We start from the raw sequence: 26,404 nt of genomic DNA, 5'->3' as shown, positions 1-26,404 counted from the left end.
GCGATCTTCGCGGGCCCTGGAGGTGGCTTCCACCCGAGTCTATACCACCCTTTCGATGCAATGGAACCCCAGCGTGTACGGCTCGGCTCAGGGCGGCCCGAGCCGCTGCAGCTTGGTCGCATAGTCGAGCGCCAGTTGCTGCTCGCCGTGACGGCGGGCGAGGTCGACGATGGCGACCAGCAGGTCGCGATCCTCCGGGTGACGACGCTGGGCGGCGCGCAGGGTGGCGAGCGCGGTCTCCGGCTCGCCGGCGCGGGCCTGGGCGAGCCCGAGGACATAGGCATGGCGTGCGTTGTCGGGGGCGAGTCGGGCGGCGTGGCCGAGTGCCTCGACCGCGGCGGGCCAGCGCTGTTGGCGGATCAGTGCGAGGCCGAGTGCGTGGTGCAGGGTGGCGGCCTCGGGGCGTTGGGCGAGCCCCTGGCGGAGGGTGCGCTCGGCCTCTGCGTCCCGACCGAGTGCGCGCTGGAGGTCGGCCAAGTTGACATAACCTGGGACGAACCCGGGATCGAGCCGGAGCGCGGTGCGATAGGCGCGTTCGGCGGCCTCGGGGCGGCGCGCATCAAGTTCGAGCAGGCCGATGTTGAGGTGTGACTCGGGTCGCTCGGCGGTGGCCAGTTGGGTGGCGCGATAGTCGTCGAGCGCCTGTTCCAGCCGTCGTGCCTCGGCGGCGTCGCGGGGCGTGGCGGCGAGCGGCGCGACGCGGCGCGCGGCGATCATGCGCACCGCGCGCACCGGGTCGTCGAGCCGGGGCAGCGCCAGGGCGCGCAGGGTCGCGGCATCGGCGCCGGCGAGTGCGTCCAGCGCCGCCGCGCGCACCAGGGGCTCGGGGTCGTCGAGCAGGCGGCGCAGGGTCAGCTCGCGCCCTGGATCAGGCGCGCCGCGCAGCAGGTCGAGCGCGCTGGCCCGGGCGATCGCCGGTTGGTCACGGTTGGCGGCGAGCCGGAGCAGGCGCGGCTCGGCGGCGCGCGGGTCGTGGCGACCGGCGTGGAGGATCTCGCCGAAGTGGGGTGCTCGCTCCTCGGGCTGCGTGCCGTACCAGCGCGCCAGCGCCGCCTCGGCCCAGGCCGGATCGCGGTCCTGGTGACACTGGTTGCAGGCGTTGGGGGTGCCGAGGGTGCGGCTGAGGTCGGGGCGGGGGATGCGCAGGCTGTGGTCGGCGCGCTCGTCGATCACCATGTAGCGGCGCTGCGGCATGTGACAGGCGACGCAGGCCGCGCCGCTGGAGCCTGCGGGGTGGTGATGGTGCGCCGGGGCGTCGTAGCGCGTCGCCGTGTGGCAGCGGGCACAGACCGCGTTGCCCGGCGCGCGTGGCTGGAGGTCGTGCGGGTCGTGACAGTCGCTGCAGGTCACACCGTGCCGGTACATGCGGCTCTGGATGAAGGAGCCGTGGACGAAGACCTCGTCGAGGATCTGGCCGTCGGGGTGGTAGCGCCCGGGTTCGAGCAGGGCGAGACGGTGGGTCTGGCCGAGCGGCTGGCCGGGCGTCGGGTCCTCGTGGATCAGCCCGCGCCGGGCGTGACAGCGGGCGCAGGTGTCGAGTTCGCGCTGCGCGGTGCGCGCCACCGTGCGTCTGGGCAGACCGTGCTCGGGGTCGATCACCCAGTGCCCGCCGTCGCGGTCGCCGAGGTCGACGCGCAGCCCCTTGGTCGCGCTCCACTGGCCGGGCCCGGCGGCGACCGCGCGGGCCTCGGCGACGTGTGTCGCGCCCGCGCCGTGACAGGCCTCGCAGGCGACGTCGATCTCCGACCAGGTGGTGTGGTAGCGGTCCTCGGCGAGGTCGTAGCCCTTGCGCAGGCCGGTCGAGTGACACTCAGCGCACTGGTGGTTCCAGGTCTGGTCGCGGCTGGTCCAGTGCAGCGGGTGCTCGGGGGTGAGCGGGGTGTCGGGGTAGAGATGGAACCAGCGCTGGCCGCCGTCCTCTGGCGCGCGCGCGTCCCAGGCGATGCCGAGGGGCTGGAGCCGACCGCCAGGAAAGGCGATCAGGTATTGCTGCAGCGGCCACCAGCCGAAGGTGTAGTCGATGCGATAGGTGTGGATCGCGCCGTCCGGCCCCTCGGTGTCGACGTAGAAGCCGCCATCGCGACGGAAGAAGCGGCTGGTGACGCCGTGCGCCTCGATGCGGGCGTCGGTGAAGTCGCCGAGTACCGTCTGCTCGCTCGCCTCGGTCATCGCCAGATCGTGGTGCGAGCCGCGCCAGCGCGCGGTCTCGGCGGGGTGGCATTCGGCGCAGACGGCGACGCCGACATGCCCGGGCGAGTGCGCCACGCTCGCCGTCGGCGCGAGCAGCACGACGAACAGCGCGAGCGCGCGCGTCGGCGACATCAGCGCGGCGTGCTCGGCGCCGCCGGGAACACCCGCAGCCAGTCCTCACGCATCGACACCAGTCGCCAGCCCTTGCCCTCGGCGTCGTCGAGCGCCTGGTCGAGCCGACCGATGGCGCTGTCGCGGTCATAGGCGTATTCGCGCTCGGGGTCGTCGTGGTGGATCAGCAGGCTGAGCCGGGGGCCGTCGCCGCTGGTGGTCCAGTCGAGCATCTGGTAGTCGCCGTCGGAGTTGCCGACGGCGAGGATCGGGCGGCGACCGATGTGCCGGGCGATGCCGACCGGCTTGCCGGCCTTGTCGTCGACGAAGCCGATCTCGGGTTGGCGCATCAGCCGGGGCTGGCCGTCGTCGCCGATCTCGTAGACCAGCTCGATCTGCGAGCCGATCACCTGCTCGGGCGGGATGCCGTAGACGGCCTCGGTCCAGGGGCGCATGAAGTCGATGCCGCCGCCGGAGACGATGAAGGTCTTGAAGCCCTCGGCGCGCAGATAGGCGAGCAGCTCCAGCATCGGTTGGTAGACGAGGTCGGTGTAGCGCCGGTCGAAGCGCGGGTGGTGCGCCTCGGCGATCCAGGCGCTCACCAGTGCGGCGAACTCGGCGCTGGACAGCCCGGTGTGGGTGGCGGCGACCAGTTCGAGGATGGCGTGGTGCCCTGCCTCGGCGAGTGCGTCGAGGTCGTCCGCGAGGACCGCGTCGAAGGGCGGCTGGGTCGACCACTGCGGGTGTGACGGGGCGAGTGCCCGTACCCGGTCGGCGGCGAACACCAGCTGGGTGTAGACCGGTTGCTCGACCCACAGGGTGCCGTCGTTGTCGAACACCGCGATGCGTGCCTCGGCGGGGACGAAGTCCGCTCCCGGGGTGGTGACGGCATCGACGAACCCGATGATCGAGGTCTTGAGCGCGCCCGCCCGCCACGAGGGCAGCGGGTCGGCGAGCGCGAGCGTGGGCAGGAGCAGGCAGACGAGCAGCAGGCGCGGACGCATGGTGGGGATCCTTCCTGGGTGGTTGTCGGGTCAGAAGTGCCAGCTCGCGGCGAGCATCGGACCGCTGAAGCGGATGTGGTCGAGCCGCTCGTCGTCGTCGAACGACCAGGCGAGATGGCGATAGAGCAGCGAGACGGCGAGCGCCTCGCGGCGATAGCTGACCCCGCCGAGCGCCTGCCAGGCGAGGTCCGACTGGCCGGCGCCGAGATCGACCCGCCAGGGCAGTGACCAGCGCTGATCGAGCACGATCCGTCCGCGCAACCCGCCGATCAGGTCCCAGGCGCCCTGCGAGGCCCGGCGCTCGCGGGTTCCGGGAATCGTGTTCGAGAAGTCGATCTCCAGATCGAGCCGCCGCACCCCGGCGAGCAGGTCGAGCTGAAGGCGCTCGCGCTCGACCAGCCGGTATGCGCCGCTCAGGTCGAGGATCCAGCCCTTGGTGCCGAGTTCGGCATCGACCCGAGGGCCGTCGCCGATCGGCAGGGTCGCGCCGCCCTCGGCGCTGACGTTGAGATAGACGACGTCGCCGATCAGCGTCCAGGGTCCGCGTCTGGCCTCCAGAGCGCCCATGAAGGCCAGATCGAGGTTGCGGATCAGGGTGTCGAAGCCGACGTCGAGATCGGCGCCGCGGGCGGTCTCGCCCTCGATGCCGGCGCCCCAGAGATAGAGGCTGGCGCGGTAGCTGACGTCCTCGGCGCTGGCGGGGACGAGGACGATGGCATTCAGCAGGGCGAGTGCGACGCTGGTGATCCGGGATCCGGGTCGGGTCATGCGTGGTTCCTCGGGCTGGTGTGGCCTCGGACGTGCGCGGGGACGCGGTGGTCCCCGCGCGCCGGTGCGCGGTCTTCAGGGCGCGCCCGGGTTCTGCATGGCCTCCATCACCTTGTCGAGACTGAAGCTCGCCGCTTCCTGGCGTGGCGGGAATTCCTGGAAGGTCTCCAGGAAGCTCGCCACGTAGGTCTGTGCCGGCACCAGCAGGTAGGCACGGTCGATCAGCCAGTCGTAATAGGTGTTGGAGGTGATGGTCGCGCGCTCGTACGGATCACGCCGCAGGTTCTCGATCAGCGGCACCCGCAGCGGTACGAAGGGCTCCATCCACACCCGTAGCGTGCCCGGGCTCTTCTGCTCCATGAAGATGATCTTCCAGTCGTCGTAGCGCAGCGCGGTCAGGTCGCCGTCGTCGGAGAAGTAGAAGACCTCGTGACGCGGGCTGTCCTCGGTCTCGCCGGTGAGCAGCGGCAGGATGTCGTAGCCGTCGAGATGGACCCGGTAGTCGCGCCCGATCGCCTGATAGCCTTCGAGCAGCTGCTCCTTGATGCCGGGCTCGCCGGCGACCGCGAGCAGCGTCGGCAGCCAGTCCATGTGGTGGACGATGGCGTTGCTCCAGGTTCCGGGCTCGATCCGGCCCGGCCAGCGTACCATCGCCGGCACTCGCCAGCCGCCTTCCCAGTTGCTGTTCTTCTCGCCGCGGAAGGGGGTCGCCGCCGCGTCCGGCCAGGTGTTGTAGTGCGGACCATTGTCGGTGGAGTAGAACACCAGGGTGTTGTCGGCGATGCCCAGCTCGTCGAGCTTGTCGAGCAGCTGACCGACGTGCATGTCGTGCTCGACCATGCCGTCGGCGTATTCGTCCTGCCCGGAGATGCCGCGCAGCTCGTCCTTGACGTGGGTGCGGAAGTGCATGCGGGTGCCGTTCCACCACACGAACCAGGGCTTGCCCGCCTTGGTCTGCTCCTCGATGAAGCCGAGCGCGCGGGCGACGGTTTCGTCGTCGACCGTCTCCATTCGCGCCTTGGTCAGCGGGCCGGTGTCCTCGATCTCTTGGGTGCCGTCGGGCATCGCTTTGGCGTGGATCACGCCGCGTGGGCCGAAGCGTTCGCGGAAGGCCGGGTCCTTGGGATAGTCGAGGTTCTCCGGCTCCTCCTCGGCGTTGAGGTGATAGAGATTGCCGAAGAACTCGTCGAAGCCGTGGTTGGTCGGCAGGTGCTCGTCGCGGTCGCCGAGGTGGTTCTTGCCGAACTGGCCGGTGGCATAGCCCTGCGCCTTGAGCAGTGCGGCGATGGTCGGGTCGGCCTCGTGCATGCCTTCCTCGGCTCCGGGCATGCCGACCTTCGACAACCCGGTGCGGAACACACTCTGTCCGGTGATGAAGGAGGCGCGTCCGGCGGTGCAGGACTGCTCGGCGTAGTAGTCGGTGAAGGTCAGGCCTTCGTCGGCGATGCGGTCGATGTTGGGCGTCTGGTAGCCGACCAGCCCATGGGTGTAGGCGCTGATGTTCGACTGACCGATGTCGTCGCCCCAGATCACCAGGATGTTGGGCGGCTCGGCGGCGCCTGCGGTCGAGACCGCGAGCAGCGCCGTCAGCCCCAGCCCCAGGGCACCGCGCCGGTGACGTCCCCTCGAATGCGTGCGATACGACCTCGGATGTTGCGATCGAGCCATCTGCAATCTCCTCTCTTGTTGGTCTTGCGTTGCACTCGCTTGTCTCGGGCGGGATCGGTCGCCCGTCAGGGATCTTTGGCGTGCCGCTTCGGGGCGGGGCACCCGCCCGCCGGCGTGTTGTCAGTCGACCGCTCTTTCTGGACGTTTCCGGCACTGAGCCTGAGAAAGCACGAGTTGGGCCGTTTCATGCTTGTTTTTTTACACTTTAGGTGTAAATGCTTCCTTGGCAAGTCGATGATCCCTCAACGACGCCAGCGAAGCGTGCCTCGTATTGCGGGTATCTGCCTCGAGAAAGAGACGAACGGCTGCTGTCGTCGAAGTGTTCGGATCGCTACGCCCGTCCGCCTTCATCCTGGAGATGACGAGATGCTGCAAGTGAAGAAATGGCTACTGATCCTGTCCTTCCTGACGATCACCCTCATCGGTCTGATGTACGGGCTCTCCCCGCCCTGGTTCGTGGGTACCTTTCTGGCGGCGACGATGCCTCCAGACATCGATCAGTCCCACATGCTGCGGGCAATGATGACGCTCTATCTGGCACTGGGAGGGTTTTGGCTGTACTGCGCCTTTACCGACGCCTATCGCGATGCCGGTGTCATTGTGCTTGCTGTCTTCTGCGGCGGTCTTGTGGTCGGGCGGATTACGAGCGTCATCCTGGACGGACTGCCATCTCCCGTCCTGGTGCTCTACATCTTCATGGAGCTAGGTTTGGTGCCACTCTGTGTCTATCTGCTGCGAGGCAAGGTGTGGGGGAGGCGTGGTGAATCCCTGCGGGAGGAGTGACCTGTCCCGTTCGATCGCTGACCGGGTGGGCGAAACCGTTGGCGTTGGGACCATACCGGACACGCGTTGCTTTGCCCGGTCCATTGCTGGTGCGGTGATGGGGGAGTGGTCACGCGGGTGTGGGGCGTGCGGCTACTCAGCGTGCTAACGATACATCGGCAACGGTCGTGGACGGATGATCTGACATCCATGCCATGACATGAAAAGAAAAACCGCCCTCGGTTTCCCGAGGGCGGTCAAGGTCGATCATCAGGTGTCAGGTTGCCGAATGCGGCAACTCGGCCAAGTCGCCGACCGGCTCAGTTCAGCTGTGCGGGTGCCGCTGACTCGGTCTCCGCCGGAGTCGCCCCCTCCTGGACGACCGTCAGGTCATCGGCCTCCAGCTCGAGCAGCTCGCCGAGGTCGTAGCGCGAGAGCCGGAAGACATGGGGCAGGTGGTCGCTCCGTAGCGCGTAGTCGCCGTCGTCGAGTGCGCCGATACGGTAGTGACGCGTGCCCGTCTCCAGGGTGAGGTCGAGTTCGAGCACCGGCTGGTCGAGCCCGTGCGCGGACTCGGTCCCGGCATCGAGCAGGGTGCGATAGCCGAGGTTGGCGACGCTGCGTACCAGGGTGTCGATGGCGTGCTGGTCGGCGCTGCGGCCCTCGGTCGCGCCCTCCAGTTGCCAGCCCTCGCCGTCGCGCGCGACCCGCCAGCCGTCACCGGCGATGGCGGTGATCTGCTCCGGCTCGACGCGCAGCAGCCCGGTGTCGATCCAGTCCTCGGCGCGGTTGGAGAGATCGGCGAGGGCGAGCGGCAGGTCGAGCACCGCCGTCTCTCCGGCGGGGCGGGCGAACAGCCGGCGGTAGCCGGGCGAGTCGCCGGCATAGAGGGTGACGAGCGGCTCGCCGCCCTGGTCGGCGAGTACCAGCCGTCGCTCGAAGGTGTCGTCGGCGACGCGGAAGCGTGCCAGGGCCGCGTCGCTGGTGGCGATCGGCGGGGTGCGGCGCAGTTCGCCCAGGGTGTCGAGCAGGCGCGCGACCTGACCCTCGCGCACCGGCACGTCGCCGAGGCTGGCGAGGGTCCAGCCGTCCTCGCCGCGTTCGAGCACCAGCGGCTCGCTGTCGTCGGGGCCCGCGATGCTCACCCGCGCGACGGCCTCGGGGTCGAGGTCGAAGAGCGCCGCGCCGCTCGGGGCGGGGGCGCCGACCCCGGCGCCGCCGAGCCCGAGGATCAGGGCGAGGAGCAGTTGCAGCGCCAGGAACGCGCCCAGCGCGATCACCACGGGCGCGCGCAGATCGGCGCGCCAACGCATGTCGATGGCCGTTGTCATCGTGCTTCACCTCCGCTGGCGAGGATGGCCGCCGCGGCGCGGGCGCGCCGCCGCCGGGCCATCCGATGCAGCCAATAGACCAGTGCCAGCCCGGCGAGGGCGGCGAGATAGTTGATGGCCTCCCAGAACACCCGTGCCTGCTGGTCGAGCGGCGCCAGGGTGCGGCTGAACTGGCCGCGACCGCGCAGCGCGAGTAGCCCCCGGTCCTCCAGCGACCACTCGACGGCGTTCTGGATCAGTTCGACCGGCTTGAGATAGTGGGTCTGGGTGGCGTCGGTGGCGAGCCCGATGGCGGTGTCGGTGAGGAAGCTCGACGAGCCGATCAGGATCAGCCGCGCCGAGGCCGGCGAGCTGTCGACCACGCCCGAGATCACCGGCGCGGCGTCCTCGGTCTCGGCCTCGTCGGTCGCCGTGTCGTCGTCGCTGCCTTCGAGCAGCGGCGAGGGCCGACCGGCGAAGGGCGAGTCGAAGCGACCCTCGAGGGCGACGGCGAGGAGCTTGCGGCCGCGGTCCTCGCCGCGGGCGAAGCCGAGCGCGCCGTGGGCGTCGAAGTCCGGCTGCATCTCCTCTGAGTCGCTGCTCCAGGCCCGATCCGAACTCTCCAGCAGGCGCGTCACCCGCCGCCCGGTCGCGGCCTCGGCATCGAGGGTGATCGGCGAGGTCCAGTTCATGGTGATCCAGCCGAGATTGGCGGTGATGCCGGAGTCGGCATCGAGCCCGTCGTCGCGCACGTCGGGGAAGTAGGGATAGTCGAGGGTCTGGATCTCCTCGACCAGGAAGCCGCCGATGTCGCGCTGCACCGGGATCGGGAAGGGGGTGTTGCGCGGGTCGAGCACCAGGCTCGGCTCCAGGGTGATGCCGTGATGGGCGAGCCAGTCCTCCAGCCCGGTGTCGATGCGCCGGGCGCCGATCGAGCCGCCGCCGAGATCGACGTCGAAGCGCGAGGCGGCGAGGATCACGGTGCCGCCCTGCATCAGGAACTGGTCGATGGCGAAACGCTGGCGCTCATCGAGCGACTCGGGGGCGATCACCAGCAGCAGGTCGGTGGTCTCGGGGACCTGGCCGCTGCCGAGATCGGTGTCGACGAGGTTGAAGCCCTCGCGCAACCGCTCGCGCAGCAGGCTGTAGCCGGGACCGCCGGCACCGGGCATGCCGAAGCGGTTGGGGCCTTGCTGCGGGGTGTAGAGCGCCAGGGTGCGCAGCATCCCCGGGGCGAAGCGCTTGACCGCGGCGGTGATGGTGCGGTCGAGCCCGGCGCGGTCGAGCGACTCGGGCAGCGGCACCGGGATCACCTGCTCGCCGGCGCGCACGATCATGTAGAAGTAGAAGGGCGTCGGGTCGAGCAGGCTGACCACCAGCGGCTCGAAGCCGTACTCGCTGGCGATGCGCTCGGCCAGGGCGCCGTCGCCGGCGTCCGGGTCGCTGATGCGGTAGTCGAAGCGCCCGTCGGCGCGCGCGGCGAACTCGGCGAGCACCGATTCCAGATCCTCGCGCAGCGCCGGCAACGGCTCGGGCAGGCGCTCGGGGGCGGAGACGAAGGCCTCGAGCGTCACCGGCGTGGTCAGCCCGGCGAACACGTCGGCGCCGCCGCGATAGCCGTAGAGCACCTTCTTGATGGTGCGGGCGATGTCGTACTCGGGGTTGCGCAGCCGCACCTCCAGGTCGGACTCGCCGCGCACCTTCACCTCGATCAGGTCCTGGAAGCCGAGCGTCTGGTACTGATCGCCGTACTGCACCAGCAGGTCGAAGTAGGAGTTGACCACCGAGGTCTGGTAGCGATCGGCGCTCTGGAAGGCGACCGGGTGGATGCCGTAGCGCTCGCCGGCCTCGCGTTCGAGTTCGGGGTGGTCCTTGGGGTCGACGAACTCGACCCGCACCCGATCGCCGCCGGCGATCTCGATCTCGCGCAGCAGGTCGCGCAGTTGCGGCACCAGCGGGGCGAGCAGCGGATGGGTCTCGGCGCTGAAGTAGCCGCGGATCAGCAACGGCTCCTGGAGCTGGGCGAGATAGTTGCGGGTGGGCTCGGAGATCGAGTAGATCCGCCCCTCGGTGAGGTCGACGCGGGCGTTGCCGATGGCGTTGAGCCACAGGTTGGCGGCCACCAGGTTGGCCACCACCAGCATAGTGACCAGCCGCCAGCGCCGGTGATGACGCGGGTTGGCCTCGTCCTCGGCCCAGCGCAGCCGCTCCAGGCTGTGGACGGTGAGGGCGAGGAAGACGCCGACGATGCTCAGGTAGTAGGCGAGATCGCGCAGGTCGATCACCCCGCGGGTGATGGAGTCGAAGCGCGCCCCGGTGCCGAGCAGGCGCAGCAGCTCGCCGCCGCCGTGGCCGAACAGCCCGGTCAGGGTCTCGGCGCCGATCAGGTAGAAGAGGGCGCAGATCAGGGTCGCGCCGATCAGCGCGACGATCGGGTTGTCGGTGCGCGCCGAGACGAACAGCCCGATCGCGAGATAAGCCGCCGCCAGCAGCAGGGTGGCGAGATAGGCGCCGAACACCGGGCCCCAGTCGAGCGGGCCGAGCAGCGCGACGGTGAGCGGCAGCGGCAGGGTCAGCGCCAGGGCCACGGCGACCAGCGCGAGCGCGGCGAGGAACTTGCCGAGCACCAGCCGGTAGAGCGGCACCGGCAGGGTGAGCAGGGTTTCGAGCGTGCCGGCGCGGCGCTCCTCGCTCCACAGCCGCATGGTCAGCGCGGCGCTGAGGAAGATCAGCAGGATCGGCATCCACTCGAACAGCGGTCGCACGTCGGCGATGTTGCGGGCGAAGAAGGCATCGACCCAGAAGAAGACGAACAGACAGACGGCGAGGAAGCCGCCGATGAAGAGATAGGCCACCGGCGAGCCGAAGAAGGCCGCCAGCTCGCGGCGGGCCACGCGCAGGGTCTCAGCCATGATGCACCTCCACGGGCCGCTGGGTGACGGCGCCGAACAGCGCCTCGAGGTCGTGACGCTCGGGGGCGAGCGCGTGGAGCGGCCAGTCGCGCGCGGTGATGGCGGCGGCGACGCTCGGCGCGGTGGCGTCGGGATCGGCGGTGGTGAGGGCGTAGCGATGGCGTCCGCCCTCGCCGCCGAGGTGCTCGACCGCCTCGACCCCGGCCAGCTCGACGAGCGCCGGGCGCGCCTCGTCGGGGCCCCGGTCGAGGCTGACCATCAGACGCGGCGCGCCGCCGATGCCGGCCAGCGGCCGATCGAGCGCGAGGCGGCCGCCGTGCATGATCAGCACCCGATGACAGACCGCCTCGACCTCCTGGAGGATGTGGGTCGAGAGGATCACCGTCGCCTCGCGGGCGAGTTCGCGCACCAGATCGCGCATGTGCTGGATCTGCGCCGGGTCGAGCCCGTTGGTGGGCTCGTCGAGGATGAGGATGCCCGGCTCGTGGAGGATCGCCTGGGCGACGCCGAGGCGCTGGCGATAACCGCGCGAGAGGGTGGCGATGGTCGCTCCGGCCTTGGCGCCGAGCGCGGTGCGCTCGATCGCGCGGCGGATCATCCGCGGGCGCTCGGCGGTGGCGATGCCGCGCAGCGCGGCCTGGTAGTCGAGCGCCTCGATCACCGTCAGCTCGGGCGGCAGCGGGCAGTTCTCGGGGAGATAGCCGATGCGCCGCTGGATCGCGCGACGCTGCGCGGCGATGTCGAGCCCGTCGACGCGGATCTGTCCCGCGCTCGGTTCGAGGAAGCCGGTCAGCATCTTCATGATGGTGGTCTTGCCCGCGCCGTTGTGGCCGAGCAGCCCGACGATCTCGCCACGGTCGATGGAGAACGACACCTCCCTGACCGCTTGCAGCTCGCCGTAATTGCGACTGAGCTCGCGAACCTCGATCATGGTCAAACCTCGGTGATGGAGTTGCGAAGATGGGTGCCGCGCGCTGGCGGCAAGGCGTGAATTTCACCGCAATCGACCCGGTATCCGCAAGGGTTCTCGCATGATCGTGGACGCAACGGAACCAATCGGGCGCGAAACCATCGAAAGCAGTTCGGTCCGTCGCTGGCGCCGGTGGGCGATGCCTGGCGGATCGATCGAATCCGGCCCCGCCGTCGACGGCGAACCGAGCCGCTGCAGCCCCCGACTGGCCCTGGCCCCTCACCAGGGCACCAACACCCGGCCCTCCATCAACCGCCGCGCGCTGCGTCGCATGATCGCGCGGCGCGCCGTCCAACCCGCGTCCGCGGGCACCACCTCGGCACCGACCTCCAGCACCCCGGCGGGGTGACCGATACGCACATGGCGCACGCCGTGCTCGCCGGCCCAGGGGGTGAGGGCGTTGACCAGGGTGCCGGGGAGGGCGGCGGCGACCGCCAGCGCCACCGCGCCGGTGCCGGTGAAGGCGTGGTGCAGCCGCCCCATCGAGAGGATACGGGCGAGCAGGTCGCAACGCGTGGCCGGAACGCTGGCGCCGGTCGAGTCGCGATAATCGGCGGCGGGCGCGACCCAGGCGAGCTTGGGGGTGGCCGGTCGCGCGCGGCTCACCGCCTCGGGCGTCTCGCCCAACCCCATGCGCACCGCGCAGTGGGCGCGGATGCGTTCGAGCCGGTCGAGCAGCGCGGGGTCGCCGTCGATCGTCGCGCGCTGCTCGCGCCCGTCGAGCCCGAGATCGGCCGCGCGCACGAATATCGTGGGGTTTCCGGCGTTGATCAGACTGACCGCGAGGACGCCGACCCCGGGGACCTCGATCTGCTCGCACGCCCGACCGGTGGGTAGCAGCGGCGCCTCGGCCGAGCCACCGGGGTCGAGAAAGCTCAGCTCCACCGCCGCGCCCGGCCAGGGCACGCCGTCGAGCCGGAAGTCGCCGTCGACCACGGGCTCGCCGTCGCGTACCGGCACCCGGGCGATGATCCGCTTGCCGATATTCGCCTGCCAGATACGCACCTCGGTCACCCCCTCCTGGGCGCGGACCAGCCCCTCCTCGATCGCAAAGGGACCGACGGCGGCGGTGAGGTTGCCGCAGTTGCCGCTGTAGTCGATCACCGGGTCGGTGATCGAGACATGGCCGAAGCGATAGTCGACATCGCAGTCCGGGCGCTCGGAAGGGGCGATCAGCACGACCTTGCTGGTGCTCGAGGTGGCACCGCCGAGCCCGTCGATCTGCTGGCCGTAGGGATCGGGGCTACCGAGCGCGCGCAGCAGCAAAGCATCGCGCTCGGCAGGATCGGTGGGCAGGTCGGCGGCGTGGAAGAACACCCCCTTGCTGGTACCGCCGCGCATCCACACGGCGGGAACACGCCGCTGGGCGTGACGGGGGCGGGTGGGATCGGACATCGGCGGAACTCCTTGGCTGGACTGGACGATCGTGCGATTGTCCACGCGGCGTCCGCGAGCCGCCAGCCTTTAGCGACCAACTCCCAGGCCCGTAGGTTGGGCTGCCGCATAGGCTAGGCACGCAGGGTGCCCACACCGAGAAAATTACTCGTCAGCAATAGGCTCGACGGCAATTCCATGCAATGCTGACAACAAGGTGTCCCGATCCTTTCCGGCCGCGTCCAAGAGCGCCAGGAGTTGATCTCGCTCGGCCTCGAACGCCGGATCCGTTGCGACAAAGTGCCGGGTGCCCTGAAAGCTCCAACCGACTGCGAAGCTGTCCGGTTGGCCAAGCAGCAAGGTATGGGCTTCGTTTCGGGCACCAGCCAAAGCCGCTTTGGCTCCAAGCCCACTATTCGCAATGATCTCCAGCAGGCGCAAGGCCAGCTCCGTGTCGGGATCGAGCACACCTTCAACGGGAGTTTCTCCGTTGGATTGTTGCGACAACAGGCCTTCCAAAGCGGCGACCGCCTCCTCCAAACGGCCCACCGTGAGAAGCGCCTCTGCGAGTTTGCTTCGCGCGCTGAGATCATAGGCATGCCGCTCCACCCAAACCTTGCTTACGCGTTCCGCAGCCGGAAAGTCGAACAAGATCTCGTGGTAGATGGACAGAGCCACAATGTACAGCTTGACATTGTCGGGCTCGGCGCGAAGGAGATCCTCGATCGCGGCCGCCAGGCCCGGTAGATCACCCAGGTGCAGAAGTGTAGCGGTCAGATTGCGCGTCGTTTGCACCCAGTAAGGAGCCGTGTGCTCCAAGCTGAAGACCTCTAGGGCTGCGCGGTAGGCGGCGACGGCCTCGGCGAGCAGTCGCTGCCCGGCCTCCCCGCCGGTGCGCGTGCCTTGCTCTTGGAGCGCGGTGCCGAGGTTGTTCTGGGTGGTCGCCCACTGCTGCGGCAGCTGCGCGCGGGTGTAGACCTCTAGGGCTGCGCGGTAGGCGGCGACGGCCTCGGCGAGCAGTCGCTGCCCGGCCTCCCCGCCGGTGCGCGTGCCTTGCTCTTGGAGCGCGTTGCCGAGGTTGTTCTGGGTCATGGCCCAGTCCTGCGGCAGCTGCGCGCGGGTGTAGACCTCTACGTTTTGTACGAAAACCCTGCTTGATACACTGACCTCGTTCTTGCAGGAGCAGAGGCCAGATGTCGAGACGTTACGAACTCCCAGAAGAGGCCTGGGAGCTGATCGCCGATCTGTTTTCCCGTCCGCAGCGTACCGGTCGCCCACGCCGCGATGACCGCCTGATGCTCAACGGCATCTTCTGGGTGCTGTGCTCGGGTGCGGCGTGGCGCGACCTGCCTGAGCGCTTCGGTCCCTGGTCGACGGTCTACCAGCGGTTTCGCGACTGGCGTGACGACGGCACCTTCACCAAGGTCCTGGAGCGGTTGCACATCCGGTTGCGCGAGGATGGGCTGATCGATCTGGAGACCTGGATGATCGACTCGACCTCGATCCGTGCCACGCGCGCCGCCGCTGGCGGCGGAAAAAAGGGGGGCCGCAGGAGCCGCTGAGCCATGCGCTCGGGCGCAGTCGCGGCGGCCTGACGACCAAGATCCACCTGCTCTGCGATGCCAAGGGCGTTCCCTTGAGCTTTCTGCTCTCCCCAGGCCAGCACAGCGACATTCGCCATGCCCAACCGCTGCTCGATCAGGTCCGCTTGCCCAGCGCTCATCGAGGTCGTCCGCGCACCCGTTGCCGCCAACTGCTCGCCGACAAGGGCTACGATGCCGACGACTTACGCCGCTATTGCGATCGGCGCGGCATCCGTCCGGTGATCCCGCAGCGCCAGGGCGTGCGCAAGCCCAGGCCTGGCCGTCCTCGGATACTCAATAAGCCCAGCTATCGCAAACGCAACGTCATCGAGCGGTTGTTCGGCTGGCTCAAGTCCTGCCGACGAATCGCCACCCGTTACGACAAGTTGGCGGCCAGTTTCTCGGCAATGTTCACGCTTGCTTGCATCCGTAGATGCCTCAGGCATTACTTTTCGTACAAAACGTAGTACTACAGCCGCACATCATTATGGCGGCCCAGCCCCTCGCGCTCGATAATGACAGACCCTGGCCCGCGCCTGATGTCGTCGTCGCCAATCCGACCAGGCGATGACAGCATCAGGCGGGGCGCGTTCGCGCCACAACAGCGCCTCGAGCAGGTGCCGGATCTCAGGGGGCGGTCAGTGCGATCCGCCCGGCGACAGCGCCCCCTTTTTCGCCCGTCGTTGCAGCACGACGAGGCAGGCATGGGCCAGCAGCGCAAGGGTGATATGGCGATGCCAAGCCGGCCAGCGGCGCACCTCATACTCGTCGAGCCCACACTGCTGCTTGGCCAGCTCGAAGCCGACCTCGATCGCCCAGCGCTGCCCGGCGACCTTGGCCAGGCGCTCGAGTGTGGCCTCGGCGCGGGGCGCGAAGGCGATGTAGTAGGCCCGCTCCTCGGGGCGGTTGCAGTTGCGCCGCACCACCAGCCAATGCCCCCAGGCGCGCTCCTCGGCGCTGAGCTGCAGGCGCCACAGCGGCACCCAGGCCCACTCGAAGGTGCGCGCGCCCTTGCTCCCGGCGCCGACGGCGTGGCGCTGCCAGGCCGTCTCTGGCAGCGCCTTGGCCAGTGCCGCGACACGATGGGTCTGCGGGCCATCGAACCACACCGGTTCATTGCCCGCCACGGCGAGCACGAAGGGCTGTTGGCGCGCCTCGAGCCACAGGCGCAGCTTGCGATCCTTACCGTAGACGGCATCGCCCGTCACCCAGCCACAAGGTACCCCGGCATCGAGTGCGCGCTCGAGCATCGTACGCGCCAGGGCTGGTTTGGTCTGGAAGCGGCGTGCCTGCTCCGGGACGCCGGCCTCGGCGCAGCGTGCGGGGTCATTCGCCCAACATTTGGGCAGGTACAGCGCCCGATCGATGAAGGCCGCGCCGTGCCGGCTGGCGTAACACAGAAACACCCCGATCTGACTGTTCTCGACCCGGCCCGCCGTGCCGCTGTACTGGCGCTGCACCCCCACCGAGTGCGTGCCCTTCTTCAAGAAACCGGTCTCATCGACGATCAGCACCGCCTCGGCGTCGCCCAGCGCCTCGACGACATAGGCACGCAGCACCTCGCGCGCCGCCTCGGGCGTCCCAGCGTGCCGTGTTGAGCAGGCGCTGCACCCCGTCCGGGCGCCGTTCGCCCAAGGTTTCGGCCAGCTGCCAACCGTTCTTGCGTGGCACTGTCGTCAGCAGCCCTTGCAGATAACCCCGCGCTCGGGCGCGCGGCTCAGGACGACGAAAACACGCCGCCAGGCGCTGATGGATCCTGTCCAGTTCCGTCTCCCAGCCAGACGACCTCGCTGTACTTCATGTTGTTTGAAAACCAAGCCGTTGAGTCCACATATCACAACACAAAAAAATATGCGGCTGTAGTAGTAGGGCTGCGCGGTAGGCGGCGACGGCCTCGGCGAGCAGTCGCTGCCCGGCCTCCCCGCCGGTGCGCGTGCCTTGCTCTTGGAGCGCGTTGCCGAGGTTGTTCTGGGTCATGGCCCAGTCCTGCGGCAGCTGCGCGCGGGTGTAGACCTCTAGGGCTGCGCGGTAGGCGGCGACGGCCTCGGCGAGCAGTCGCTGCCCGGCCTCCCCGCCGGTGCGCGTGCCTTGCTCTTGGAGCGCGGTGCCGAGGTTGTTCTGGGTGGTCGCCCACTGCTGCGGCAGCTGCGCGCGGGTGTAGACCTCTAGGGCTGCGCGGTAGGCGGCCGACGGCCTCGGCGAGCAGTCGCTGCCCGGCCTCCCGGCCGGTGCGCGTGCCTTGCTCTTGGAGCGCGGTGCCGAGGTTGTTCTGGGTGGTCGCCCACTGCTGCGGCAGCTGCGCGCGGGTGTAGACCTCTAGGGCTGCGCGGTAGGCGGCGACGGCCTCGCTTAAATGTTCCTGCACCTCCGCTCCGCGGGTACGGATGCCGATCGCATAGTGCGCCTTGGCGACATCCATGATCACCTCGGCCCATTGTTGTGGCCGTTGGTCAAGATTCGTGAGGGCGAGCGCGTTCTCGTACGCCTCGAACGCCGGGGCGAAGGCATAGTTGTTGTAGGCCGCGTCTCCTTCCAGACGATAATCGCGGATCGCCATCTCGCGGAAGTGCTCGCGTTGTTCCTGCTCGGCGGCAATCCGCTCCTCGCTTTGGCGCATCCGCTCGACATTGGTGGCCGCCGAGTCGCGAAAGAGCTGCTGCGCGCGGCCAAAGTGCTTCTCGGCAAAGGCGGCCAGGCCGAGTTTGTAGAGATCGTCCTGGTGCTGCTCGACCTCGGTGGCCCAGCGGGCGATCTCGGCTTGGGCCTGCTCGAGGCTGAAGCCGTACTGCGTCGCCCATTCTTGGATGTAACGCCCGAAGTCAGGCTTCGGTTGCGCCGCGTCTGGAGTGATCTGCTCCCTGGCTTGTGCAGCCATGTCGGCGATCAACTTTTCGATCCGATCGTCTGACCACCATTTCTTGGACCCGACCGGGAGCAGTCGCACATCGATTCGTTGACGCTCGCGGCTGTTCGGTACCCGGAGCTCGCCATCGAGCGGGTATTGGATTCGCCAGTCGTCCTTGGTGATCTGGAGGGTGATCCGCTCTCCCGGCCGGAAGGCCTCCGGCAAGGGGAGATTGAAGAGTCCTCCGGCCTTGGTGCGCTCGCTGTCGCCGGTTTCCTCTAGGGTGACCATGACACCCTCGGCGGGCGTGAGTTCATCCTGGGAGCCAACCAGCACGACACGACCCTTCAAGGTGATTCCGGCCACGCACAACGCTGGGCTCAGCAGGGATAGAAGCAGGAGTGAAAGACGGTGCGAGTGGGTCATGGTGTCTCCTTGAGGTCTATATCCAAACTGGTGTTACCGAGAGTCGCGTATTGCTCGTGGACTTGATAGCCGGGCTTGCGGGCCATGAGCTCGACGCTGGTCTGATCGGGTTTTTCGACCTGCAAGCGGAAGCGGCCGAGCGCATCGCTCTCGACAGTGAGTCCGTAAGCTGCGAGTGAGACCTGCACCCCTGATAGAGGCGCCCCCGAGTGGGCATTGCGGATGGTTCCGGCCAAGGCTTGTGGCTGCATCAGGGGGGGCGGGTAGCCGTTCTCTATAGATGACTGGCTCGAGGCTACCGGTGCCAAGGGGCTGAGCCACCAGCCCAGCACCAGAACGAACAAGGCCAGCCCGCCGCTTGCGCGTACGGCGAGATCGCCGAACCGGGAGGCCAGTGCGTCGAGGCGCAGTCCAATCTCCCCGCTCAGAAACCAGCCGAGCAAGCCGGCGAGCAACGCCGCACAGAGCGCCAGGATGCGCTGCTTGTACTCGGGCAAGCTCGCGGGTGCGAAGGTGAAGACGGCGACGAGGAAGAGCAGCAGCAAGCTGCCGAAGATCCAGACTCCGCGGGATAATGCGGCGGAGTCCACGAGCACTGCGGCGCCTCGTGTTGGCGCCATCTCGGCTACGTCAGGTCCTGGCCGATGTGCGGCGGGAGCCGGGCGTGGTGGCAGTCGCTTGAGAGGCCCGAGGCTCGGCTTGGCGGTGGTAGGCTGGCCGGTGAGAAGCCGGTAGAGCGCCTCGTACCCTTGATCGCCGGTCTCAATCCCGAAACGGTGCAGGCGGAATCGGTTCCAGCTGGCAACCACCGGCGGCAAGGCGTTCTCCGGTGTATCGTCGAGCAGGACCAGAACGAAGCGCTCGTTGGCTTTTGCTCGATACAAACTACCGTAGATCAGATCGCCTTCCCAGAACACGCCGCGACCCACGTCGTGCGCAATCTGCCCCTCGATGCGCCGACGGTACTCTAGGCTGCAGACCATCAGCACGAAGTCGGTGTTGGCCGGATCGAGGCGTTCCGCGCACCAGCGGGGCCAGTCGATGAGCTCATGACGATGAAACTGGTCCAGCTCAACGGCCAGGCCGTCCGTCGCGAGCGCATAGGCGAGTTCAAGCACCCGCGCCGTATGGTCGGCGTCGTACTGGGCGTAGCTAATGAAGATCCGTGGTGGGTGGGATAACGAATCACTGCCGCGCATAGGCGATCCCTGGCTGTCGTTTCCTCGGAATGATAATCGTGCGTCCGATGATTCGCATGCCCCAAATGGGTCGCGTCACGACCAGGGCTATCGCATCAAAGTATTCAGGGAAGGGGGCGCCCGCGTGACGATGGGCCGCTGATCAAGGCGCTGAACGCGCTGGCCGAGCGCCATCCATACGCCGGGTTCCGCAAGCGCTATGTGCGGCTACGCCGCGCCGGACATCCCTGGAACCACAAGCGGGTCTGGCGGGTGTATTGCGCGCTCAAGCTCAATCTGCAGCGTCGGCGCAAGCGGCTCTGGGCGCTCCGCCCGCCGCAACCGCTGGTGCAACCGATCCGTCCCAATCTGCAATGGTCGGCCGACTTCATAAGCAATGCGCTGAGCAGCGGCATGAGCGATCGCATCTTCAATCTCATGACGTTGATGCCGGAGAAAGGCCCTCGCGGCTGTTGGGTTGCCCATCGCTCAATGGCTATCGCGCCATCGCAGGGACGGCGCATCGGTGGGCAACCCAACCTACGGCGCTGGTGCTCAACTCGTTTGATCGGCTCCAGGCGTGAGGATGCGGCGCCAGCGTCGGCCGTCGTTGCGCAGCAGGTCGCCGGCGGCGGCGGGGCCCCAGGTGCCGGCGGCGTAGTTGGGGAAGTCGCGCGCCGGTAGCGCGGACCACACGTCCTGTACCGACTCGACGATCTCCCAGCCCTTCTCGACGGTGTCGGCGTGCTTGAACAGGGTGGCGTCACCGTGCATGCAATCGTAGATCAGGGTCTCGTAGCCGGTGGCCGGGGCGTTGCCGAAGTAGTCGGCGTAGCAAAAGTCCATGTTGACGGTGCCGACGCGCATCTTGGGTCCCGGGACCTTGGCGCCGAAGCTCATCTGGATGCCCTCGTTGGGCTGGATGCGCAGCACCAGCATGTCGGGGTCGAGCTGGTCGACATCGGTGTCCTTGAACATGATCTTGGGGGCGCGCTTGAACTGGATGACGACCTCGGTGTACTGGGCGTTGAGTCGCTTGCCGGTGCGCAGATAGAAGGGCACCCCGGCCCAGCGCCAGTTGTCCATGGTGAGCTTGAGCGCGGCGAAGGTCTCGGTGCGCGAGTTGGGCGCCACCCCGGGCGAGGAGCGGTAGGCCGGCACCCGCTCGCCGCTCGGCATCAGCCCCTCGCCGTATTGACCGCGCACGGCGTGGGTGAGGACCTGTTCCGGGGTGAGCGGCTGGAGCGCGTCGAGCACCTTGTTGATCTCGTCGCGTACCGCCTCGGAGTCGAACGAGTTGGGCGGTTCCATCGCCAGGAAGCCGAGCAGCACCAGCAGGTGGTTGGGGATCATGTCGCGCAGCGCGCCGGCCTTGTCGTAGTACTCGCCGCGGTGTTCGACCCCGACGGACTCGGCCACGGTGATCTGCACGTGATCGATGTGCTGGCGGTTCCACAGCGGTTCGATGAAGGCGTTGGCGAAGCGGAACACCATGATGTTCTGCACCGTCTCCTTGCCGAGGTAATGATCGATGCGATAGATCTGCTCCTCGTCGAGGTTCTGGTGGAGCATGCGGTTGAGCGCCTGGGCCGACTCCAGGTCGTCGCCGAAGGGCTTCTCGATGATCACCCGGCGCCAGTCGTCCGGGGTCTCGGTGGTGAGGCCGACGGCGCCGAGCAGCCGGGTGATGTCGCCGAACAACGCCGGTGGCACCGCGAGATAGAACAGATAGTTGCCGTCGGTGCCGCGCTCGGCGTCGATGCGGGTGAGGCGCTCGCAGAGCGCGACATAGCTTTCGCGCTCGGTGATGTTGCAGCGCATGTAGTGGATGCGCTCGCACAGCCGCTCCCAGACGTCCTGATCCCAGGCCGCGCCGACGTGGTTGCGTACCGCCTCGGCCATGCGGTCGCGGAAGGCCACGTCGTCGAGTTCGAGGCGGTCGACCCCGAGCACCGCGAAGGTCTCGGGCAGCAGCCCGCCGCGCGAGAGGTGGTAGAGCGCCGGGACCAGCTTGCGCCGGGTGAGGTCGCCACCGGCGCCGAAGATGATCATCACGTTCGGCGGCGCCGGCGGGGCGTTGTCGGAGGTCAGTCGTTGTTGCATGGGAATCGCTCCTTGATGGGCGGGGCGCTCAGGCGGACTTCTCGTGGTGACCGCCGAACTGGTAGCGCATCGCTGAGAGGATGCGATTGGCGAATTCCGCCTCGCCCTGGGAGTTGAAGCGCTCGTAGAGCGCGGTGGTGAGCAGCGGGGTCGGGGTGCCGGTCTCGATCGCGGCGATGCTGGTCCAGCGTCCCTCGCCGGAGTCCGACACCCGTCCGCTGAAGTTGCCGAGTTCGGCGTCCTCGGCGAGCGCGTTGGCGGTGAGATCGAGCAGCCAGGAGGAGACCACGCTGCCGCGTCGCCACAGCTCGGCGACCTCGGCCAGGTCGATGTCGTACTGGTAGTGCTCGGGGTTGGCCAGGGGTGCGGTCTCGGCGTCGGTGGCGCGCTCGGCGCGCCCGGCGCCGGCGTGGCGCAGCAGGTTGAAGCCCTCGGCATAGGCGGCCATGAGGGCGTATTCGATACCGTTGTGGACCATCTTGACGAAGTGTCCGGCGCCGCTCGGCCCGCAGTGGAGATAGCCCAGTTCGGCGCCGCGCGGCGGGCCCTCGCGTCCGGCGGTGCGGGGGATGTCGCCGGCGCCGGGGGCAAGATCGGCGAGGATGGGTTCGAGTCGGGCGACGGCCTCGGCCGCGCCGCCGACCATCAGGCAGTAGCCGCGCTCGCGCCCCCACACCCCGCCGCTGGTGCCGCAGTCGATGAAGTGGATGCCCGCAGGCGCGAGCCGCGCGGCATGGGCGATGTCGTCGCGGTAGTTGGAGTTGCCGCCGTCGATGATCGCATCCCCCGCCGCGAGCTGGGGTTCGAGCACGTCGATCACCGAGTCGACCACGCTCGCCGGGACCATGATCCAGACATGGCGGGGGGGGGCGAGTTGGGCGCACAGCTCGGCGATGTCCGCCGCGCCGCTCGCGCCGTGCTCGACCAGGGCGGCGACCGCCGCCGGGTCGCGATCGTAGACCACGCACTGGTGGCCGGCGGCGAGCAGTCGCTGCACCATGTTCGCGCCCATGCGGCCGAGTCCGATCATTCCGAGTTGCATCGTTGCGCCTCCGTTGGCAGTCGTGATCAGTGGAAGAAGCCCTCGAGCACCACCACGCCGTGCGCCTCAACCTCGAGTCGGGGTCGTTCGATCGGCGGTTGCGCGCCGGGGTCGAACACCCAGGGTTCGCGGGCGGTGTCCAGCGCCAGGTACCAGGTCATGCCGGCGATCGGCGGCAGCGCGAACTCGAGCGGCTCATTGCCCATGTTGAGCATCACATGCAGGGGCGACTCGCCCTCTTCAAGTCCGTCGAGGGTGAAGGCGAGGGCGTGGTTGCCGGGCGCGTCCCAGTTCGGCTGTTCGAGTCCGACCCCGTGCCAGCGGATGTCGGGCAGGGCGTGTCCGGGTGCGCGCTCGCCGGTGAGGAAGCGGTTGCGACACAGCGCCGGGTGACGGCGGCGTAGCGCGATCATGGCGCGTACGAAGTCGAGCATGGCGGCGCTGTCGTCGTGCATGCGCCAGTCGATCCAGCCGAGCGGGTTGTTCTGGCAGTAGGTGTTGTTGTTGCCCTGCTTGGTGCGCAGCAGCTCGTCACCGGCGTGGAGCATCGGCACCCCCTGGCTGAGCATCAGGATGGCGATGAAGTTGCGCGCCTGACGCCGGCGCAGGGCGAGGATGGCGGGGTCGTCGGTGGGGCCCTCGACGCCGCAGTTCCAGCTCAGGTTGTGGTCATGGCCGTCGCGGTTGTCCTCACCGTTGGCCTCGTTGTGCTTGTGATCGTAGCTGACCAGGTCGTAGAGGCTGAAACCGTCGTGACAGGAGACGAAGTTGATGCTGTTGGTCGGCAGCCGGGCGCGGCTCTCGTAGAGATCGCTGGAGCCGGCGATGCGGGTGGCGACCTCGGCCACCAGCCCGGGGTCGCCGCGCACGAAGCCGCGGATCACGTCGCGATAGCGTCCGTTCCATTCCGCCCAGCGGTAGCCGGGGAAGTCGCCGACCTGATAGAGCCCGACGGCGTCCCAGGCCTCGGCGATGATGTGGACGCGGTTGAGCGAGGGCGACAGCTCGATGGCCCAGAGCACCGGGGCGTGGTACTGCGGGTTGCCGTCCTCGCCCCGGGCCAGTGCGCTGGCGAGATCGAAACGGAAGCCGTCGACATGCATCTCGCGGGTCCAGTAGAGCAGCGAGTCGATGAGGAAGCGGGTGACGATCGGGTGGTTGCAGTTGAGGGTGTTGCCGCAGCCGGTGTAGTCGCGATAGCGGCGCCGGTCGATGAAGTCGAGGTGATAGTACATCTCGTTGCCGAGCGCCTTGAAGCTGATGGTCGGACCGTCCTGGCCGCCCTCGGCGGTGTGGTTGAAGACCACGTCCATGATCACCCCGATGCCGGCGCGATGCAGCGCCTTGACCAGGTTGCGGAACTCGTCGCGGGCCTGACTGACATCGACGGCAAAGCCCGGATGGGGGGCGAAATAGCTGTGGGTGCTGTAACCCCAGAAGTTCTCCAGCCCGCGTGCGGCGGTCGCCGGGGGCACGTCCTGGGTGTCGAAGGCCATCACCGGCATCAACTCGACATGGGTGATGCCGAGCGACTGCAGATAGGGGATCTTCTCGATTACGCCGAGGAAGCTCCCCGGGTGCACCACCCCGGAGGAGGGGTGGCGGGTGAAGCCACCGACGTGCATCTCGTAGATCACCGAGGCGTTGAGCGGGATGTGCAGCGGATGGTCTCCCTCCCAGTCGTAGCGGTCGCGCACCACCTGGGCGCGCATCGCGGTGGCGGTGTTGTCGCCCGGCCGGCAGGCGGTGGCGCGGTCCCACAGCAGGTCGCTGACCGTAGTCGCCCAGGGGTCGAGCAGCGCCTTGTCGCCGTCGAGCCGACAGCCGGTATCGCGGGTGTCGCAACTGCCTCGTACCCGCCAGTTGTAATAGGTTCCGTCGGGCAGGTCTTCGACGAAGACGTGCCAGAAGAAGAAAGTGCGGTTGACCCTGGGATCGAGCGCGATCACCTCGTCGGGTTCGGTGCCGTCGGCTTGATCGAACAGCAGCAGCTCGATGGACTCGGCGTAGCGCGAGAAGACGCAGAAATTGACGCCGCCCTCCATGGGGGTTGCGCCGGTGTTGTCCCAGACACCGGGTTGCACGGAAGATTTGTGTCGCGTCATGGTACGGCTCCTGCGTTTGATCACTGCTGCTCGGCCCCTCCCGGTCGTCACCGGCGCAATGGTCCTGGCTGCCTGTCTGCTTCCTTCGGGGCTGCTCTCGGTTCCGCTCGAGGGCGGTCGCATCCCAGCGCTGCGGAGCAGTGTCCCGCCGCTCTTTGCAATCCGTCCCGATTGATCGGTCCGGCGTCTTGAAGTCTAGACCCTGATGAGGAAGTTCGCTCGATACGAAGGGGTCAGATTGAAAAAGATGCGCCCGGGCGATAATTAAAAAGACATGAACCGATCCAGGCACGCGCTCCTTCCGCTGCTGGTGCTCTGTCTGCTCGCCCTCCAGGCGCAGACGGTGGCCGCACGCGCGCTCGACTGTCTTCACTTCGGTGCGCCCGCCGCCGAGATCGGTTGTCCCGGCCACCCCCAGCCCGCAGGCGGGATCGACCAACAACCCACTGCGCACGGGGGCGGGGGAACCCCCCTCGACTGTGCCAAGTGCGCGCTGGCGCTCACCCTCGGCGTGCTGCAGGCGCCACCGACGACCCTGCCGCTGCAGCTCGCCGACCGTGGCGCGGTACATCGGCCGCGTCCCCCCGTGCACTTCTACCTGCACGACCCCGAGCATCTGCTGCGTCCACCGCGGACCGACTGACACCGACCCGATCCATCGCGGGGTCTCGATCGATCCCGTGCCGATTCAGTTCAGTGTCTGCGGGGCACGCCTGGTGCGTGTCCCCCGAGGTATGACCCATGTCTCAACGTCACCCATCCCCCGGAGGCGGCGCGCTGGCGCGCCACCTCCTACCGTCGCTGCTAGTGCTGGCGCTCGCCGGTTGCGGCGACGCCCCCTCCGCCACGCCGCCCGCGACGGAGCCCGAGCACGAACATGAACACGGCGCCGAGGCGGCGCACGCGGTGCGGTCGCTCGAAACCCGCTATGTCTGCCCGATGCACCCGCAGATCGTGCGCGAGGCCCCCGGCACCTGCCCGATCTGCGGTATGGATCTGGTGGAGAAGGCGCTCGACCCCCTGGCCGGGCGCGGCCCCGAGGTGCGGCTTGCTCCGGGGCTGGCGCAGACGCTCGGGGTGCGCACCGCCGAGGTCGAGCGCGGCACCCTGTGGAAGTACGTGCGCACTCCGGGGCGGATCACTTATGACGAGACCCGACTGGCGCATCTCCACCCGCGTGCGCCGGGCTGGATCGAGGGGTTGAGCGTGCGCGCCCTCGGCGAGCCGGTCGGCGCCGGGCAGGAACTCGCCGAACTCTATGCCCCGGAGATCCTTTCGGCCCAGGTCGATTTCCTGCTCGCACTCGCGCCCCAGCCCGAGGGCGTGGCCCGGGTGCGGGTCGATCAGGCACGCAACATCCTCCGTCTGCTCGACGTCCCCGAGGCCGACATCCGCGCCATCGAGCGCAGCGGCGAGACCCGCCAGACGGTGCCGGTGCTGGCGCCGATCGACGGCGTGGTCACCGAGATGAAGGCGCGCGAGGGGATGTACGTCACCGCCGCCGATGCCATGTACACCATCGCCGACCTCAGTCGGGTGTGGGTGCTGGCCGATGTCTTCGAGCACCAGATCGACTGGATTGCCCCCGGCCAGGGCGCCGAGATCCGGGTCCCGGCCTATCCCGGACGCAGTTGGGAGGGCGAGGTCGACTATCTCTACCCGGCGCTCGATCCGCAGACGCGCACCCTGCGGGTGCGACTGGTGTTCGACAACCCCGAGGGTCTGCTGCGCCCCAACATGTTCGCCGAGGTGGTGATCTACGGCGGTCCCAGGCGCGATGTGCTGAAGATCCCCGCCGAGGCGCTGATCGAGACCGGCACCGCCACCCGGGTGGTGCGCGCACTCGACGACGGGCGCTTCGCCCCGGTCGAGGTGGTCGTGGGGATGCGGCGCGAGGGCGAGGTCGAGATCCTCTCCGGGCTCGACGCGGGCGATCGCGTGGTGACCTCGGGGCAGTTCCTGCTCGACTCCGAATCGAGCCTGCGCGCCGGACTCGACCGGCTCTCGGGCCAGACGCCGGGAGGGCACGATCATGCCGGTCACTGATCCCCGT

At 68.5% G+C, this 26,404-nt stretch carries 18 protein-coding genes and 2 pseudogenes; 5 read left to right on the top strand and 15 right to left on the bottom strand.

The features are described from left to right. Positions 1 to 87 precede the first annotated feature (87 nt). The 4 genes from MARPU_RS08440 to MARPU_RS08425 form a co-directional block, all read right to left on the bottom strand. Positions 88 to 2,322, bottom strand: coding sequence for a cytochrome c3 family protein (locus MARPU_RS08440; RefSeq protein ID WP_025275216.1), 2,235 nt, complete (start codon positions 2,320 to 2,322; stop codon positions 88 to 90). Further along, entirely contained in the window at positions 2,322 to 3,305 is a 984-nt protein-coding gene (locus MARPU_RS08435; protein ID WP_005225099.1) for an HAD family hydrolase, read from the bottom strand. Before MARPU_RS08435 ends, MARPU_RS08440 begins: the two co-directional genes overlap by 1 nt. Positions 3,306 to 3,335: 30 nt before the next feature. Next, positions 3,336 to 4,073, bottom strand: coding sequence for a hypothetical protein (locus MARPU_RS08430; protein WP_005225098.1), 738 nt, complete (start codon positions 4,071 to 4,073; stop codon positions 3,336 to 3,338). 75 nt (positions 4,074 to 4,148) lie between these two features. Further along, entirely contained in the window at positions 4,149 to 5,741 is a 1,593-nt protein-coding gene (locus tag MARPU_RS08425) for an arylsulfatase (protein ID WP_005225097.1), read from the bottom strand. Between the two features lie 366 nt (positions 5,742 to 6,107). Here MARPU_RS08425 and MARPU_RS17890 point away from each other — a divergent pair, with 366 nt between their 5' ends. After that, entirely contained in the window at positions 6,108 to 6,524 is a 417-nt protein-coding gene (locus MARPU_RS17890) for a DUF4345 domain-containing protein (RefSeq protein ID WP_005225096.1), read from the top strand. 299 nt (positions 6,525 to 6,823) lie between these two features. Here the strand turns inward: MARPU_RS17890 and MARPU_RS08415 are convergent, their stop codons facing one another. From MARPU_RS08415 to MARPU_RS08395, 5 genes are all read right to left on the bottom strand, one after another. Beyond that, positions 6,824 to 7,834 (bottom strand): DUF4340 domain-containing protein, encoded by a 1,011-nt coding sequence (locus MARPU_RS08415; RefSeq protein WP_005225095.1) that lies wholly within the window; start codon positions 7,832 to 7,834, stop codon positions 6,824 to 6,826. Next, positions 7,831 to 10,725 carry a Gldg family protein gene (locus MARPU_RS08410; RefSeq protein ID WP_005225094.1) on the bottom strand — a complete coding sequence of 965 codons (2,895 nt, stop codon included), beginning with the start codon at positions 10,723 to 10,725 and terminating at the stop codon, positions 7,831 to 7,833. Before MARPU_RS08410 ends, MARPU_RS08415 begins: the two co-directional genes overlap by 4 nt. Continuing rightward, positions 10,718 to 11,656: an ABC transporter ATP-binding protein gene (locus MARPU_RS08405; RefSeq protein WP_005225093.1), complete on the bottom strand. Its 939-nt coding sequence runs from the start codon at positions 11,654 to 11,656 to the stop codon at positions 10,718 to 10,720. The genes MARPU_RS08410 and MARPU_RS08405 overlap by 8 nt, the downstream gene beginning before the upstream one ends. Before the next feature lie 258 nt (positions 11,657 to 11,914). Next, positions 11,915 to 13,090, bottom strand: coding sequence for a 2-methylaconitate cis-trans isomerase PrpF (gene prpF / locus MARPU_RS08400; protein WP_005225092.1), 1,176 nt, complete (start codon positions 13,088 to 13,090; stop codon positions 11,915 to 11,917). Positions 13,091 to 13,234: 144 nt separating this feature from the next. Then, positions 13,235 to 14,161: a tetratricopeptide repeat protein gene (locus tag MARPU_RS08395; protein ID WP_051415143.1), complete on the bottom strand. Its 927-nt coding sequence runs from the start codon at positions 14,159 to 14,161 to the stop codon at positions 13,235 to 13,237. A gap of 101 nt (positions 14,162 to 14,262) precedes the next feature. Here MARPU_RS08395 and MARPU_RS17100 point away from each other — a divergent pair. Continuing rightward, positions 14,263 to 15,119 (top strand): IS5 family transposase gene (locus MARPU_RS17100; protein WP_156929247.1). Its coding sequence is split into 2 segments (ribosomal slippage): positions 14,263 to 14,605 and positions 14,605 to 15,119, totalling 858 coding nucleotides; the frame shifts between segments, so codons are not numbered across the junction. A gap of 171 nt (positions 15,120 to 15,290) precedes the next feature. Here the strand turns inward: MARPU_RS17100 and MARPU_RS08385 are convergent. The 3 genes and pseudogenes from MARPU_RS08385 to MARPU_RS08375 form a co-directional block, all read right to left on the bottom strand. After that, positions 15,291 to 16,416 (bottom strand): annotated as a pseudogene (locus MARPU_RS08385) (IS701 family transposase). A 70-nt stretch (positions 16,417 to 16,486) separates the two neighbouring features. Beyond that, positions 16,487 to 17,923, bottom strand: coding sequence for a tetratricopeptide repeat protein (locus MARPU_RS17975; protein ID WP_051415142.1), 1,437 nt, complete (start codon positions 17,921 to 17,923; stop codon positions 16,487 to 16,489). Then, a complete protein-coding gene (locus tag MARPU_RS08375; protein WP_005223959.1) occupies positions 17,920 to 19,122 on the bottom strand; it encodes an SEFIR domain-containing protein in 1,203 nt (400 codons plus the stop codon). Before MARPU_RS08375 ends, MARPU_RS17975 begins: the two co-directional genes overlap by 4 nt. Before the next feature lie 102 nt (positions 19,123 to 19,224). Here MARPU_RS08375 and MARPU_RS18150 point away from each other — a divergent pair. Further along, positions 19,225 to 19,407, top strand: a pseudogene (locus MARPU_RS18150) (IS3 family transposase); the annotation flags it as partial. Between the two features lie 249 nt (positions 19,408 to 19,656). Here MARPU_RS18150 and zwf read toward each other — a convergent pair. The 3 genes from zwf to glgX are packed head-to-tail and all read right to left on the bottom strand — an operon-like array spanning position 19,657 to position 24,351. Continuing rightward, entirely contained in the window at positions 19,657 to 21,204 is a 1,548-nt protein-coding gene (gene zwf / locus MARPU_RS08370) for a glucose-6-phosphate dehydrogenase (RefSeq protein ID WP_005223958.1), read from the bottom strand. Positions 21,205 to 21,232: 28 nt separating this feature from the next. Then, the gene (gnd, locus tag MARPU_RS08365) at positions 21,233 to 22,246 is read right to left on the bottom strand and encodes a phosphogluconate dehydrogenase (NAD(+)-dependent, decarboxylating) (RefSeq protein ID WP_005223957.1); all 1,014 of its coding nucleotides are present in this window, start codon (positions 22,244 to 22,246) and stop codon (positions 21,233 to 21,235) included. A 26-nt stretch (positions 22,247 to 22,272) separates the two neighbouring features. Continuing rightward, positions 22,273 to 24,351 (bottom strand): glycogen debranching protein GlgX, encoded by a 2,079-nt coding sequence (glgX, locus tag MARPU_RS08360; RefSeq protein ID WP_005223956.1) that lies wholly within the window; start codon positions 24,349 to 24,351, stop codon positions 22,273 to 22,275. A 274-nt stretch (positions 24,352 to 24,625) separates the two neighbouring features. Here glgX and MARPU_RS08355 point away from each other — a divergent pair, with 274 nt between their 5' ends. Further along, the gene (locus MARPU_RS08355; protein WP_005223955.1) at positions 24,626 to 24,994 is read left to right on the top strand and encodes a hypothetical protein; all 369 of its coding nucleotides are present in this window, start codon (positions 24,626 to 24,628) and stop codon (positions 24,992 to 24,994) included. 98 nt (positions 24,995 to 25,092) lie between these two features. Then, positions 25,093 to 26,397 (top strand): efflux RND transporter periplasmic adaptor subunit, encoded by a 1,305-nt coding sequence (locus tag MARPU_RS08350; RefSeq protein WP_005223954.1) that lies wholly within the window; start codon positions 25,093 to 25,095, stop codon positions 26,395 to 26,397. Positions 26,398 to 26,404: the final 7 nt, after the last annotated feature.

This window comes from Marichromatium purpuratum 984, assembly GCF_000224005.2.
Lineage (GTDB): Bacteria > Pseudomonadota > Gammaproteobacteria > Chromatiales > Chromatiaceae > Marichromatium > Marichromatium purpuratum.
The sequence above is the reverse complement of the archived record's forward strand: the minus strand, read 5'-3'. Positions and strand labels throughout refer to the sequence as shown.